Here is a 14,524-nt window from a genome sequence, read left to right as displayed (position 1 = left end):
TTACTTATCTTCCCTGCTTTTTATTACTTTGGCAGGTACACCTGCAACTATTGAGTTTGCAGGGATAGATTTGGTAACCACGCTGCCGGCTGCAATTACACAACCATCGCCAATAGTTACGCCGGCAAGTATGGTAATACCGCCGCCCAGCCAACAGTTGTTACCAATTACGGTAGCCTGCTTGTTTACACCCTGTTCTTTTATGGTCTGTGACAGATCTGAAAAGCTGTGATTTTCTGAAAATATTTGGATGTTGGGTCCGGTTATTACGTCGTTGCCAATAGTAATGCCTCCTTGCCCGGCTAAAAATGCACGGGCGCCAATACCGGTACGGTCGCCAATGGTAATACCTGTGCCTTTTTGCGCAATTACCCCGGTGCAAAACAGTATCGAATCCCTGGCAATGGAAACGTGATTACCCAGGTTTATACCATTTGTTGACAGCGCATTGATGCTTACATTATCTTCCAATATTAAATTTTTTCCTGCGGTTAGCTGATAACCATGCCTTACTTTTACATTCATGCCAATAAAAACAAGCCCCGCAGATCTTTTTAAAAATGGCTTTAAAAGTAATCCCCTTATGATCTGGAAAGATCTTAACCAGGTAACACTAAACAGGTCCCTGCCTGTGTAGGAGCTTTCCCATTTATAATTGGAATCATTTTTTAATGTTCTTATTAATTTTTCAATTATCATTTGCCGGTTGTAATTGAGGTGCCTGGTGCATTATCATACTGATCAATAAACCAGATAAAAACCAGTTCATGTAGGATACATAAGATGATGACTCTATTTCTGACGATAATGTAGATATTAAAAGTCCAATTTTTATAAGAAATACAGTTAAACAAAGCTTTCTTTCTTTTCCTTTTAATAAAGGAAGCCATTTGAAGCTTGTTTTAATAAACATTACAAACACAATCAAATATAAAACTAAAGCTATTATTCCGGCTTGAACACCAATTATAATAAATTGATTTTCGCCGCCTATATTTTGGTTTAAACTTGCCCCAACTCTTCCTGATGATCCTAATCCAAGCCCAAAAGGATGCTGACTTATCGATACAATCCCTTCTACCCACGCTAACAGGTGCCCGATGCTGGATGGATCGCTAAAATCAATAGTATTCAAAACAACCGCCATAATACCGCTGTGATTATTTTCAAATTGATAAAATAGGTATATAATATAAATTGCAGCCAACCCAAAGGCGGTTTGTATAGTATTGACAATGAATTTCTTTTTTGTGACCAGAGCATATACATAAATCATAATACAATAGCTGGCTAATGGGGCCCGTGATAAGGCAAACAGAATAGATAAAACTGAGGCGCTCAAAGCAAGCAGGCCGATGCCATTAATAGTAAATTTATTGTCATCTCTTGTATACAAGCCGAAAATTACGGCCAGGGCAATTAATGTTGCAGCAGCATGCTCAAGCGGATTGGTGAAAAAGCTGCCAAAACGGATGTAACCGCTATCAGAGGTAAAGGTTACCTGTAATCCATAATCACCGCTCGAGTCGAGATTGAAGAAATAGTAACTATAATCAAAATAGCCCGAATGAAATTGTAAGGGGCTCTGGGCAACTACTTCAACAAGCAGTACAGCCGCGGCCGCGATAGTTAGCAGTATGATATAACTAAAGTACTTATTGATGTAAATGGTTTTTGGATCAAAAAAGCGTCCGGTAAAGTAAACCACAATATAAAAAGAAATACTTTTTAAAGCCATCAGCCGGCCTACAAAGCTCTGCTCGCCGATGGGTAAAATGGCATAAATGATGAGGTATAGTAAAAAAGCAAATATTAAATAATCAATAAGATGAAACTTGGGGCGGTGTTTTAAGTTTACTAAGTTTAAAATAAGCACACTAAAAACAAGCGCTTCTTTAAAAACCTGCATTAAAGGAATAAAATCTTTCAGCCCCAGCATAAACGCAACCGACATCGCGGTGGTGTATATAGATAATCCAAAAATCAGGAATATAAATATACCACCAGTATTGCCTTTATATACCTCTCTTAAGGCTACAATAAATGAAGTGATATAGATAAGCAGGAAAATAAACATGTTTAGCAGTATACTAACTTTGAGGCCAAATTAGGCTTTTTGAAGTTAAAATTCATCTTTTAAGCCTTTAATAAATACAGCCCTATTGTTCAGGACAAAAGTTAGAAACCGGTTAATATGGACCTATAATAACCAGGCTAAATTTAATCATTTTTTTGAATAGCAGCCAATTTGCTTTCCACCCCAATAAATTATACTTTGCATCAGCATGATTAAACAGATTAAAAAAGCGGTAAGAAAAAGCCAGAATATTGTACAAAAGGCACTTGCAAAAAACATTGATTACTTGTATGAAGATTCTCCCTGCAATAAATTGATGGCCGAATTGGAAAAAAAGGAAGATTATGCCAACTATCAGCAATATACTCAATTCAGAAAATCTTTTGAAAAGAAGATATTGAAGGTAGCCAATACTTTTTCTTATGTAAGAATGTTTGGCACATTATACCACTTCAATAGGTTTAGGAATCTTTTTAGTTTGCGTGAAGCATGTACAGATCATACAGGATTAAATTCCCGTATGCGTTTCAGTTTAGATATCATAAAGCAATATTTTCCAAACGCTAAAAAAATATATCTTACAGAAAACGATACTGCGTATCATAAAAATATAGCAAACCTAAATCAATATGATGTGGTTACCAGTATTTATAAACCGGGCGATATATTACACCAGGATCTTACCTGCCTTACTTATTCCGACAATTCATTTGACCTGTGCCTATCATTTGAAGATTTAGAACATATACCCGATTATAAAACGGTTATTAAAGAACTATACAGGGTTACCAAGCCGGGCGGGCATGTTCTTTTAAGTGCTCCTTTTATATTTGAAAACGATAAAACTATAACCCGGGCTACCATCAATGATGAGGGCGAAGTTACACACCTGTTAGAGCCGGAATACCATGGCGACCCCGTGTTGCCCCTGGGCATTCTTTGTTATTATCATTTTGGATGGGATTTATTAGATACCTTTAAAGATGCCGGTTTTACATCGGTAAAAATAGTTACGGGTTATGATATTAATAAGTTAATATTGGATACACTGCTCTTTATAGTCGCCGAAAAATAATTGGCAGCGTATTTAAGACCAAATTAATTTGGAAGGAGTAAACAAACCTTCTTTTACCCCTTTTATTATAAAGCCGGCTTTTTCATTACGGCCCCGGAGTTTTAAATAAACCCATACCCCTAAATAGTAAAAGCCGTTGTAAAGTATATTAACAGGATAAAAAACCGGCTTCCCATATTTCCTTAAAAACCAAATATGATTCCTGCTTATATAATAATGAATAACCGGGCTTAAAAAACCTTCTTTCTTCTCTACTATAGCAGATACCCCCGCTTCATGATACATTTTGCATGAAGGTAAGTAATGTAGCTCATGCCCCCAATCGCGCAGTCTGAAAGAAAGCTCAACATCTTCATAATATAAAAAGAAATGCTTGTTAAATAACCCACTCTTTATTAATGCCGAGTTTCTTAAAAGCATGCAACAGCCGGTAATCCATTCGGCAATTTCATAGTCGCCGATATTATTTTGTGCAGGCAATGTTTTATCAGAGTAAGGTAAACCGAGCACCACATTAAAACTGCCTTTCCCGTTCCATATTCTGGTTTTATCATGCATCCAATATATAGCAGGCTGTACGCCCGCGGCCTGCTTATACTTGTCGAGATGTGCAATTAGGCCCGATACCAGGTCTTCATCAACCAACGTGTCTGTATTCATCACCAGGGAATAGGTATATCCATTTGCTATACTATAAACCAACCCCCTGTTGTTGCCTTCGGCAAAGCCCAGGTTCTCTTTGTTTTCAATATATATAAGATCCGGAAATTTAGCTTTTAGTAGTGCTAAAGAATCATCTGTCGACCCATTATCAGCAACAATTATATCAAATATGCGCTCATCGCAATATTGCTTTAATGATAAAATACAATTTGCCGTATGTACGGGTGTATTCCAATTGAGCAGGATCAGTGCAACCGGCTTAGGCATTTTAAATGGATGTTGTTTTATGATGTATGCAGACAATATTACGATGCATATTTTAAAAATAAGTACAAACCGGCAAAAAACTTATTTATCAGTCGGAAAAACCGAGCGGCAAAAGCAAAGATAGACCGATGCCGGAAATTATATTAATTTTGCTGCAATAGGGAATTAACCGCTGAAAAACAGCCGTATTAAATTATTTAACACAGTTACTTATACCAGTTACCGATACATGGCTAAAAACTATTTTTATAATTTACTGCTTACGTTAGCCAATTTACTATTTCCAATATTAAGTTTCCCATATGTATCGCGTGTTTTAGGCCCGGAGGGGATAGGGAAAGTACAATTTGTGTTCTCATTTTCGCAATATTTTGCAATGATAGCCGGTTTTGGCATTCCTATATATGGGATGAAAGAAATTGCGCGCTATAAAAATGATATAGAAGGGCGCTCCCGTATATTCTCAGAATTAATCACTATTTACCTGTTAACCAGTATTTGCATGTCGGTTTTATACCTGGCTACAATTTACACGTTCCCCTATTTTAGTGTTAACAGGGATATGTATAAGGCCGGTTTATTAATGGTGCTGCTTGGATGCTCTTACATTGAATGGATGTACACCGGGATGGAAGAGTTTAAATCAATTGCCTTACGATCTGTGCTATTTAAAGTGATTGGCTTGGTGCTGATGTTTGTTTTTGTAAAAAAGACCGGCGATTATAAGCTTTATCTGTATTTAATGATGTTCTCCTTTTTAGGTAACAACATACTTAGCTTTTTTTTATTGAGAGGTAAAGTGAAGTTTATGTTTTGGGGCCTGAAATTACGCAGGCATTTAACGCCTTTGCTGTTTATTTTTGGCACTACAATAGTTGCAGTAATGGCCGATATAGATACGGTTTTACTTGGTTTTCTGTCAAACAACAAGGCCGTAGGTCTTTATACAGCTGCAGTTAAGCTCAGTAAAATTAGTATTCCAATTGTAACTTCAATGGGTGTAATACTAATGCCTAAAATAGCTAAGTATTTTGCAGACGGCGATATGTTTAATGTACAGCTAACACTAAATCAAACATTTAGGTTCCTGGTGTTTTTTGGGGTGCCAATAGCATTTGGTTTAGCATTATTGGCGCCCGATTTTATAGCCTTATTTTCTGGCAAACAGTTTTTGGAAGCTACAAGTAGTATGCGTTTGCTTTCCGTACTGCCATTAATTATGGGTTTTTCTCACTTTTTTCTATTCCTGATCCTTGTGCCATCAGGCAGAAACAGGGAAATGTTTATAAGTGAAATAGGGGGCCTGATAATTAGTTTGGCCCTGAATTTTATTTTGATACCCTCTTTACAGCAAATAGGCTCTTCTATAGCCGATGTATGCTCAGAAACAGTAGTTATTTTATTATATTTTTATTTTATCAATAAGCACTTTTCCTTTACCTATCAATGGTCTTTGGTAATCAAAGCTATAATTAGTGCGCTGGCATTTATCCCCCTCATCTGGATGGTTAAAGAGGTTTCATTGCCGTTGGTTTACAGGCTTATTATTTCTATAACCGGTTGTGCAATAGCTTATACGGCTATACAGTTATTCTTATTCAAAAACAACTTTGTATTTAATATTGCAGATCTTATAAAAATGAAATTAAATAAAACAAGCAAGGTATAAGTATATGCTTAAACCAATTATTAAAATTTTATAGTCTTTGTTTGATAAATAGTAAACATATTTGTTCCATTAAAATGAGATGATATGAATAACATGGTAGTTTTTGGGGCCTCGGGGCAATTGGGGCAGTGCATAAAAAATGTAGCTCATTTAAAAGGAATTACCACTATTGATTTTCCTGACGAAGCAGAAGCTAATATTTTAGATACAGTTGGCCTAAACAAAATATTTGAAAAGTATAAGCCGGCTTACGCAATTAATTGCGCTGCATATACAGCTGTTGATAAAGCAGAAGATGACGTTGAACTTGCCGAAAAGATCAATAAAACCGGAGCTGAGAATTTGGCTATTCAATGTAAAGCTCATGGTGCTGTATTGATCCATATATCTACTGATTTTGTTTTTAAAGGTGATGTAGCAAAACCGCTTACAGAAGATGATGAAGCGAAACCAATCAGTGTTTACGGACAAACTAAACTGGATGGCGAGCTTGCCGTTGCAGCAATTTTAAATGAGCATTTTATTATCCGTACCGGTTGGTTATATTCTGAGTATGCCAATAACTTTGTTAAAACCATGCTAAAGCTGGGCAGTGAGCGGGACGAGCTTAAAATTATAGCCGACCAGGTAGGTACACCTACTTACGCAATAGATCTGGCATCATTCATTCTTCATATTATCAGTATTGAAAGTAAAGCTTATGGCACCTACCATTACAGCAATGAAGGCATAACCTCATGGTTTGATTTTGCCCGGGCTATATTTGATATAGCAGCAACTAAAGTAAAAGCTATACCCATTCACACTGATGAATATCCAACAAGGGCCACTCGTCCAAGCTACTCTGTAATGGATAAAAGCAAAGCCAAACAAGCATTTAACATAGAAATACCATATTGGAGAGATAGCCTGATAAAGTGCATTTCCAAACTTCAATCGCAACTATAAACATACATGAAAGGAATAATTTTAGCAGGTGGGTCTGGTACCAGGCTTTATCCTATAACAAGGGCAATTAGTAAACAGTTAATGCCTATTTATGATAAACCGATGATCTATTACCCGCTATCGGTTTTGATGCTGGCTGATATTAAAGATATTTTAATTATTACCACCCCTGAAGATAATGAGAGTTTTAAACGCTTATTAGGTGATGGAAAAGAATTGGGCTGTAATTTTGAATATGCGGTACAAGCGATACCTAATGGCTTAGCTCAGGCCTTTGTAATAGGTGAAAAATTTATAGGTGCCGACAAAGCAGCCCTTGTATTGGGCGATAATATATTTTACGGAAGTGGTTTTAGTAAGCTGATACGTAGTTTTAATGATGTAAATGGTGCAGCTGTTTTTGCATATCCGGTTGCCGACCCTGAACGTTATGGGGTGGTTGAGTTTGATGCGGATTTTAAAGCCTTATCAATTGAAGAAAAACCTGCAAAACCAAAATCAAATTTTGCAGTACCGGGACTTTATTTTTATGACAATACTGTTGTAGAAATTGCTAAAAATTTAAAACCTTCGCCACGCGGCGAATATGAAATTACTGATGTAAATAAGCATTACCTGGAGCAAGGAACATTACATGTTGGAGTGATGGATAGGGGAACAGCCTGGTTAGATACAGGTACCTTTGATTCGTTAAGCGATGCAAGCGAATTTGTTCGTGTTATAGAAAAGCGCCAGGATACCAAAATAGGCTGTATTGAAGAGATTGCTTACCGTATGGGTTTTATAAACAAACAACAGTTAAAAGAGATAGCTCAAAAATATATTAAAAGTGGTTACGGCCAATATTTGTTAAAGCTTACTTAACTAAGTTTTCAATTTTTATCGGTTGTATATCATTAGGTTCAAGCCAGTGAATTTCCTTGTCTTTTTTAAACCAGGTTAATTGTCTTTTTGCAAAGTGCCGGGTATTTTGTTTAATCAGCTCAATAGCCCTGTTCAAATCAGTTTTGCCATCCAGGTAAGCAAACAGTTCACTATAGCCAACGGTGTTTAAAGCATTTAAATGGCGATAAGGCAGCAATGATTTTACTTCATCCACCAAACCTTGTTTTACCATATCATCTACCCGTTGGTTAATACGATCGTACAAAACTTCGCGGGGCAGATCCAACCCTATTTTTACAGACCGGAAAGGACGGATATTAATAGTAGCTTTTCGGTACGATGAAAAGGGTTTGCCCGTATGCCTGAATACTTCTAACGCCCTTATAATACGTTGTGGGTTGTTTAGATCAACCTCGTCATAATACACAGGGTCAGCCATTTTTAATTCTTCCTGGAGGGTGGTTATGCCTTTTTCGGCAAATTCATTGTTTAACTGTTCCCTTATTTCAGGATCAGCTTGCGGAATATCATCAAAACCCTCGCAAAGTGCTTTAATGTATAGGCCCGAGCCACCAACTAATATTACAATATCATGGATTTTAAATAGCTCATCTAATAAAGCTAATCCCTGTTTTTCATAATCGCCAACAGAAAATGTTTGGTTGACAGTATGCGAATCAATAAAATAATGCTTAGCTGCAGCTAATTCGTCTATACTTGGTTTGGCTGTGCCTATAGACATTTCACGGTAAAACTGCCGTGAATCTGCCGATACAATTACTGTTTTATAATGTTGCGCTAAACGTATAGCTACCGCGGTTTTACCCGAAGCGGTAGGGCCGGCAATTACAAGAAGGCTTTTTTGTGGATATTGGTTCATAGCAAATAATACAATACCATTAACTATGAACCATGATTTATGAACTAATATTAATAATCTTCATGCGATTTGCTGTCGTCTTCAAAGCCTTCATCATCAGCAAACTCACTTCCAAATTCGTCCTCTTCATGCTCTTCTTCATGTTCTTCTGCTACGGCTTCGCCGGTTTCATCAACTTCAGAAAAATCTTCGGTATCCTCGTGGTTCATGCCCATCTCATGCAAAAAGTCAAAGTCATCACCTGTTTCGGCTGTCGCTGCTGTTTCAGCATCGGCAACAGTGACAAATTGCCTTGGCGCTTCGCCAACAGATTTTATAATGGCCGGATAAGTTACGCCGGGTGTTTCATCCAAAATAATTTTCATCAATTCAACATGAAAATCAAAAGGGCGGTCGAAATTAAAAGTGTAATAAAATTTTTGATGCGGATCATCAATACGGTTGCTCAGCTTTACTTTTTCCATAAGCGCAATACCACGGTCAATTCTTTTTTGGTTAGGCAGATAGGTAATTTCCTCGCCTTTTATCCATTGATCATTGCTAATATAGAAGGAAGAAGGATACTGTGCATTATAACCTGTTGACTGATGGATAGCGCGGTGAAGATCTTCAAATGTTTGAGTAGATTTAATATCTATTTCTCTCGTTACATCATCATAATCCTCAAAAGTAACTCTGAACCTGTATAGTGCCATTTGTATAAAGTAGTAGTTTTTTTGGTAAAAATAATATTTTAATTTATGATTGAGTTGCCACAACTTTTAAGCCAATTTCTTCGCCTTTTTTAATTGTGTAATTAATTGCTTCCTGGCGCGAGTTTGGTATCTCTCCCTCAAGTATAGCTTCGCGTATCTGATTTTTAATAATTCCAACCTCACGGCCCTCTTTTATCCCGAATAGATTCATAATATCTATACCCGTAACAGGTGGCTGCCAGTTGCGAATATTATCGCGCTCCTCAACATCTTTTAATTTTTGCTGAACCAGCTCAAAATTGTTACGGTACTTTTTAACCTTGTATTCGTTTTTTGTGGTTATGTCTGCTTTACACAACAACATTAGTGCTTCAATATCATCGCCGGCCTCAAATAATAACCTGCGCACTGCCGAGTCTGTTACAATAGATTGCGACAATACTATTGGCCGTAAATGCAACTGAACCAGTTTTTGCACCAGTTTCATTTTTTCATTCAGCGGCAGTTTTAATTGCGCGAATATTTTTGGTACCATGCGCGCGCCACGGTCTTCATGGCCATGAAACGTCCAGCCATGGCCAGCTTCAAAGCGTTTGGTGGCAGGTTTGGCAATGTCATGCAGTATTGCGGCCCAGCGCAGCCAAAGATCGTTGGTGGTTTCGCAAATATTATCCAGTACCTGCAGGGTATGGTAAAAATTATCTTTATGTCCCTTGCCATCAATATAGTCAACGCCATAAAGTGCAACCATCTGCGGGAATATTTTGTGTAACAGCCCGGTATCAAACAAGTAATTAAAACCAATAGATGGTTTTGGTGATAAAATGATCTTATTCAATTCATCAGTTACGCGTTCTTGCGACACAATGCTGATGCGATCAGCATTATTTTTTATTGCTTCAATAGCGATAGTATCAATTTTAAAATTCAACTGCGATGCAAACCTGATGGCCCGCATCATCCTTAACGGATCATCAGAAAAAGTCTCGATAGGGTCAAGCGGCGTACGGATAAGTTTTGCTTCCAGGTCCTTTGTTCCGTTAAAGGGATCTGTTAGCTGCCCGAATGTATCCGGATGCAAGGAAATAGCTAACGCATTGATGGTAAAATCGCGGCGTTTCTGGTCATCCTCTAAAGTGCCGTTCTCTACTATAGGTTTACGGGAATCTAAACGGTAGGATTCTTTACGTGCGCCAACAAACTCAATTTCAAGGTCCTTGTATTTTAATGAGGCCGTGCCGAAGTTTTTAAACACGGCCAGCTTTACTTTTAATTTTGCAGCAACAGCTTCGGCAAAGGCAATGCCGTTGCCAATAATTACGATGTCAATATCTTTGGATGGCCGTTCTAAAAAAATATCGCGCACAAAGCCGCCAATGGCATAAACAGGCAGGTTTTGCTGGCCTGCAAGCTGCGATATAACGGTAAATACGTGATGTTTTAAATGTGCCTTCATGATGGTATCCCTTAGGGACGCGCAAAATTACAGAAATATGCCGCTTGTTTCACTGTGAGTGTGAAACAAATGAAACAAGTGAAACAAGGTTTTGACTTAAAGTATTGTTTATGAGGTTATTGCTAAAAAGTGGTGAAACAAAATGTAACAACTTATTCGTTAGTAAAATTATACGTAGTCTTGATGTTTTTAATTGATAATCAAATAATTACAAATCGCTGATTTTAGCGGTGATGAAACAAAATGAAACAAACATCGCCACCGTGTTATTAACGGCGTATAAACTCGAATTGCCCGTTAGGCGACAGCTTCATAATAGTTGATGGATTTTTTATTTCCATGCTATGCTGGTCCACATCAACCACGTAATCAACACCATCAATTATCTCCTGGTCTATTTGCGAAAAATATTGGGGCGATGGCTTGCCGCTGATATTGGCTGATGTAGAAACCAACGGCCTCCGCAATCGCTGTATTAATCCCTGGCAAAACGGATGATTTGATACCCTGATGCCTATGCTGCCATCGCCCGCAATTAAAGCAGGCGAGATATTCCTTGCACCGGGAATTATTAATGTTAGCGGGTTTTCGGCATACTCTATAAGGCTATAAGCCAGTTCGGGTACTTCCTGTACATAGCTGGCCAGCTTGTTATCCGTATCCAGCAAAATGATCATGCTTTTGGCTTCGTCACGTTGTTTAAGGCGATATATTTTTTGTACGGCTTCGGTATTTGCAGCATCGCAGCCTATACCCCAAATGGTATCAGTAGGGTAGAGGATAATACCGCCATCCTGCACAACTTTAAAAGCTTTAGCTACTTCGTCTCTAAGCATGGTTTAAGTATAAGCTCAAGGCGTTAATAATTCTTTGTTCATCTAATAGTTCCATACACTTGGGTATGCCATATAGTTTGCATTCGTTACGCACACAAGGCTCGCAATTTAACTGGCCCGCGCGTAATACGGTTAACTTGTCTTTATTATAAGGCGCGGTATTATATTCATTACCTGCGCCAAATAACGCTATAACAGGTACGCCTAAGCTATTACCCAAATGCGCCGGACCTGAATCCGTAGTCAGCAAAACTTTTGCACCGGCCATTAAATTACTTAAGGTAGCCAGTGTTGTTTTGCCGGTATAATTTTCTACCCTGTCAATGTTTGCGGCGCCATCCAAAATTTGCTCTATAAAAACCGCGTCTTTTGGCGAGCCTATCAATCCGAATTTTTTATCCGCAAAAGTGTTGGTTAATAAATTCAGTAAAGCTTTACCTTTATCCAAAGGCATCCTTCGTGATTCCGCTTCCGAGTTAAAATTGATTAGCACCAATTTATTGGGTTGTGCCGCACCGGTATCCAGTTTTACTTGTTTGTTTATAATTGGTTTTCCGGTAAACTGCTCTAATATTGCCAGGTATTCATCAACCCGGTGTGCGCTTAATGGTCTTTTGCAAACTTTGGTCAGCAAAAAGAAACCGCCTTCTTTACTAAAGCCAACACGCTGTCTGGCCCCGGTAGCTTTACCCATTACGGCTGATGAAAGCGAATCGGGCAGGGTGAAAAACAGGTCGTAGTTTTGGGCACGTAAAGTTTTGCCAAAACGGTAAACACCGCCAAGCCCCTTATATTCCTGTTTTGAAAATTGATGAATGTGGTTTAATCCCGGTATTAGTGATGCAACAGAATTAAGTTCTTTTTTAATAATAACATCAATTTGCGCAGAAGGATAAAGCTGCTTAACCGCTGCAATGAAAGCCGTACTCATAACTACATCGCCAAGCCAGTTGGGCAATCTTACCAGTATTTTCATTATTAGAGATTAGAGATTGAAGATTAGAGATTAGATGCAATGTATTAGAAGTAAGTTGCTGCAAACTATGCTTAACTAATCTCTAATCTTTAACCTCTAATCTCTAAATCCTAAACAGCCACATTATTTTCCCTCAAAGCATCATTTAACGATGTCTTTTTATCGGTTGATTCTTTGCGTTTGCCAATAATTAAAGCACAAGGAACCTGGAAATCGCCGGCAGGGAATTTTTTAGTGTATGAACCCGGAATAACAACCGAGCGCGATGGTACGCGGCCCTTATATTCAACCGGGCTGCTCCCTGTAACATCAATTATTTTGGTTGATGCGGTTAAAACCACATTGGCGCCTAAAACAACTTCGTGTTCTACATGCACACCTTCTACCACTATGGCCCTTGAGCCTAAAAAGCAATTATCTTCAATAATAACCGGGGCCGCTTGCACGGGTTCTAAGACACCGCCAATACCTACGCCACCACTCAGGTGAACATGCTTGCCAATTTGCGCACATGAACCTACAGTTGCCCAGGTATCAACCATAGTGCCTTCATCAACATAAGCGCCAATGTTTACATAGCTTGGCATCAGGATAACTCCCTTTGCTATATACGCTCCATAACGTGCCACAGCATGAGGGACAACACGTACGCCGGTTGCCTTATAGTCGGTTTTTAATTTCATTTTATCATGAAATACAAAAGGTCCAACTTTTATCTCTTCCATGGTGCGGATAGGGAAATATAATATTACCGCTTTCTTTATCCAGTCGTTTGTGTGCCAGCGGGTGCCAATTAGTTCGGCAACACGTATTTCGCCTTTGTCAAGCCGTTCAATAACGGTTTCAATGGCATCAGTATATTCGTTATAAGCTAACAGGTTCCTGTCTTCCCAGGCCTGTTCAATTAGTTTTTGTAGGTCTTGCATTGATAAATTTAAACTTTCGACAAATTAAAGGAATTTTGAGGAGATTTGTTAGTATAAGGATAATGTGGATGTAAATACTGATGCTATCTGAGAAATCATTTTTATTTTTGCTGAAGAATTATGCCCGAAAAAGAAAAACTCCGAATAGATAAATATCTATGGTCCATACGCCTGTTTAAAACGCGTACGCTGGCATCTGATGCCTGCAAGGCCGGGCGCGTAAAGCTGGAGGGTAACAACATCAAACCATCGCACGAGGTTAAACTGGGCGAAACCTACCAGGTATCAAAGGGCCCCGACCGTAAAATAATTAGAGTAACCGGACTGTTAGAAAGCCGTACAGATGCAAAAACCGCCGTTGGCTATTATGAAGATATTACCCCGGTTGAGCAAACACCTGCATTTAAATCTATGTTTCACGCCCCGGTATTAAAACGGGACAGGGGCACGGGCCGCCCCACTAAACGGGACAGGCGTGAGATTGATGATTTGCAGGATGGTATGTTTAAAAAGAAGAAGGAAGAGGAATAAGCCCCCTCTAAATCTCCCCCGGTAGGGGAGACTTTAATGTAGCGCGCGCTTTTAAAAGCCCTCCCTACCGGGGAGGGTTGGGAGGGGCTTAATAATCCGTCTTACTTTCCGATTCACTCCAAAGCTTAAATGCGCTCAAAGCTTCATCGCGCATTAATTGCACTATGGGCAGCTTGCGTTTTTCCATTGGCAGGTCAAGCTCTTGATAAATAAAGTGGTCGTCAAAACCAATTTCCGCGGCATCAGCTTTAGTATTGGCGTAGTATATCTTATCTATTTTGGCCCAATAAATAGCACCCAGGCACATAGGGCAGGGTTCGCAACTGGTGTATATTTCGCAACCGTCTAAGCTAAACGTGTCCAACTCCTGGCAGGCCAGGCGTATGGCCGAAACCTCGGCATGAGCTGTAGGATCATTATTAGATACAACCTTATTGGCACTGCGGGCCAATACCATACCGTCCTTTACAATCACGGCGCCAAACGGTCCGCCTTGCCCTTCTTTCACATTGTATTCGGACAGGTCGATCGCCATCCGCATAAATTTTTCGTGGTTGCTCATGTTTTTAAAGTCAAGAGTTAAGATACAAGAATCAAGATAAGGAATAAGTATTATACTCCTGACTTTTTTTCTTGCTCC

At 38.9% G+C, this 14,524-nt stretch carries 15 protein-coding genes; 5 read left to right on the top strand and 10 right to left on the bottom strand.

The genetic code is table 11. The features are described from left to right. On the bottom strand, positions 1–699 hold the full coding sequence (locus tag JWR23_RS11525) for a DapH/DapD/GlmU-related protein (protein ID WP_299516213.1): 699 nt from the start codon (positions 697–699) through the stop codon (positions 1–3). Continuing rightward, positions 689–2,077: a hypothetical protein gene (locus JWR23_RS11520; protein ID WP_299516212.1), complete on the bottom strand. Its 1,389-nt coding sequence runs from the start codon at positions 2,075–2,077 to the stop codon at positions 689–691. Before JWR23_RS11520 ends, JWR23_RS11525 begins: the two co-directional genes overlap by 11 nt. Positions 2,078–2,285: 208 nt before the next feature. Between JWR23_RS11520 and JWR23_RS11515 the strand changes: the two genes are divergently transcribed. Next, complete coding sequence (locus JWR23_RS11515) at positions 2,286–3,152, top strand: class I SAM-dependent methyltransferase (protein WP_299516211.1); 867 nt, start codon at positions 2,286–2,288, stop codon at positions 3,150–3,152. Positions 3,153–3,164: 12 nt separating this feature from the next. Here the strand turns inward: JWR23_RS11515 and JWR23_RS11510 are convergent, their stop codons facing one another. Beyond that, positions 3,165–4,082, bottom strand: coding sequence for a glycosyltransferase family 2 protein (locus JWR23_RS11510; RefSeq protein ID WP_299516210.1), 918 nt, complete (start codon positions 4,080–4,082; stop codon positions 3,165–3,167). 229 nt (positions 4,083–4,311) lie between these two features. Here JWR23_RS11510 and JWR23_RS11505 point away from each other — a divergent pair, with 229 nt between their 5' ends. From JWR23_RS11505 to rfbA, 3 genes are all read left to right on the top strand, one after another. Continuing rightward, entirely contained in the window at positions 4,312–5,751 is a 1,440-nt protein-coding gene (locus tag JWR23_RS11505) for a flippase (protein WP_299516209.1), read from the top strand. Positions 5,752–5,835: 84 nt separating this feature from the next. Continuing rightward, the gene (gene rfbD, locus JWR23_RS11500) at positions 5,836–6,699 is read left to right on the top strand and encodes a dTDP-4-dehydrorhamnose reductase (protein WP_299516208.1); all 864 of its coding nucleotides are present in this window, start codon (positions 5,836–5,838) and stop codon (positions 6,697–6,699) included. A gap of 6 nt (positions 6,700–6,705) precedes the next feature. After that, the gene (rfbA, locus tag JWR23_RS11495) at positions 6,706–7,563 is read left to right on the top strand and encodes a glucose-1-phosphate thymidylyltransferase RfbA (protein ID WP_299516206.1); all 858 of its coding nucleotides are present in this window, start codon (positions 6,706–6,708) and stop codon (positions 7,561–7,563) included. On the opposite strand, the gene miaA is transcribed toward rfbA, so the two are convergent. From miaA to JWR23_RS11465, 6 genes are all read right to left on the bottom strand, one after another. Then, positions 7,556–8,464: a tRNA (adenosine(37)-N6)-dimethylallyltransferase MiaA gene (gene miaA, locus JWR23_RS11490; protein WP_299516204.1), complete on the bottom strand. Its 909-nt coding sequence runs from the start codon at positions 8,462–8,464 to the stop codon at positions 7,556–7,558. The two genes, rfbA and miaA, sit on opposite strands and share 8 nt — an antisense overlap. 50 nt (positions 8,465–8,514) lie before the next feature. Beyond that, on the bottom strand, positions 8,515–9,159 hold the full coding sequence (locus tag JWR23_RS11485; protein ID WP_299516202.1) for a hypothetical protein: 645 nt from the start codon (positions 9,157–9,159) through the stop codon (positions 8,515–8,517). Between the two features lie 43 nt (positions 9,160–9,202). Then, positions 9,203–10,615: an HD domain-containing protein gene (locus JWR23_RS11480; RefSeq protein WP_299516201.1), complete on the bottom strand. Its 1,413-nt coding sequence runs from the start codon at positions 10,613–10,615 to the stop codon at positions 9,203–9,205. 269 nt (positions 10,616–10,884) lie between these two features. Beyond that, a complete protein-coding gene (locus JWR23_RS11475; RefSeq protein WP_299516200.1) occupies positions 10,885–11,451 on the bottom strand; it encodes an L-threonylcarbamoyladenylate synthase in 567 nt (188 codons plus the stop codon). Next, positions 11,444–12,427 (bottom strand): glycosyltransferase family 9 protein, encoded by a 984-nt coding sequence (locus JWR23_RS11470; protein WP_299516199.1) that lies wholly within the window; start codon positions 12,425–12,427, stop codon positions 11,444–11,446. Before JWR23_RS11470 ends, JWR23_RS11475 begins: the two co-directional genes overlap by 8 nt. 110 nt (positions 12,428–12,537) lie before the next feature. Beyond that, the gene (locus JWR23_RS11465) at positions 12,538–13,353 is read right to left on the bottom strand and encodes a 2,3,4,5-tetrahydropyridine-2,6-dicarboxylate N-succinyltransferase (RefSeq protein WP_299516198.1); all 816 of its coding nucleotides are present in this window, start codon (positions 13,351–13,353) and stop codon (positions 12,538–12,540) included. Positions 13,354–13,473: 120 nt separating this feature from the next. Here JWR23_RS11465 and JWR23_RS11460 point away from each other — a divergent pair, with 120 nt between their 5' ends. After that, on the top strand, positions 13,474–13,884 hold the full coding sequence (locus tag JWR23_RS11460) for an RNA-binding S4 domain-containing protein (RefSeq protein WP_299516197.1): 411 nt from the start codon (positions 13,474–13,476) through the stop codon (positions 13,882–13,884). An 88-nt stretch (positions 13,885–13,972) separates the two neighbouring features. On the opposite strand, the gene JWR23_RS11455 is transcribed toward JWR23_RS11460, so the two are convergent. Next, positions 13,973–14,446: a nucleoside deaminase gene (locus JWR23_RS11455; RefSeq protein ID WP_299516196.1), complete on the bottom strand. Its 474-nt coding sequence runs from the start codon at positions 14,444–14,446 to the stop codon at positions 13,973–13,975. Positions 14,447–14,524 lie beyond the last annotated feature (78 nt).

It is taken from the genome of Mucilaginibacter sp., from assembly GCF_028288205.1.
Taxonomy (GTDB): domain Bacteria; phylum Bacteroidota; class Bacteroidia; order Sphingobacteriales; family Sphingobacteriaceae; genus Mucilaginibacter.
Note: the sequence above shows the minus strand (reverse complement) of the source record. Positions and strands in the feature narration are given on the sequence as shown.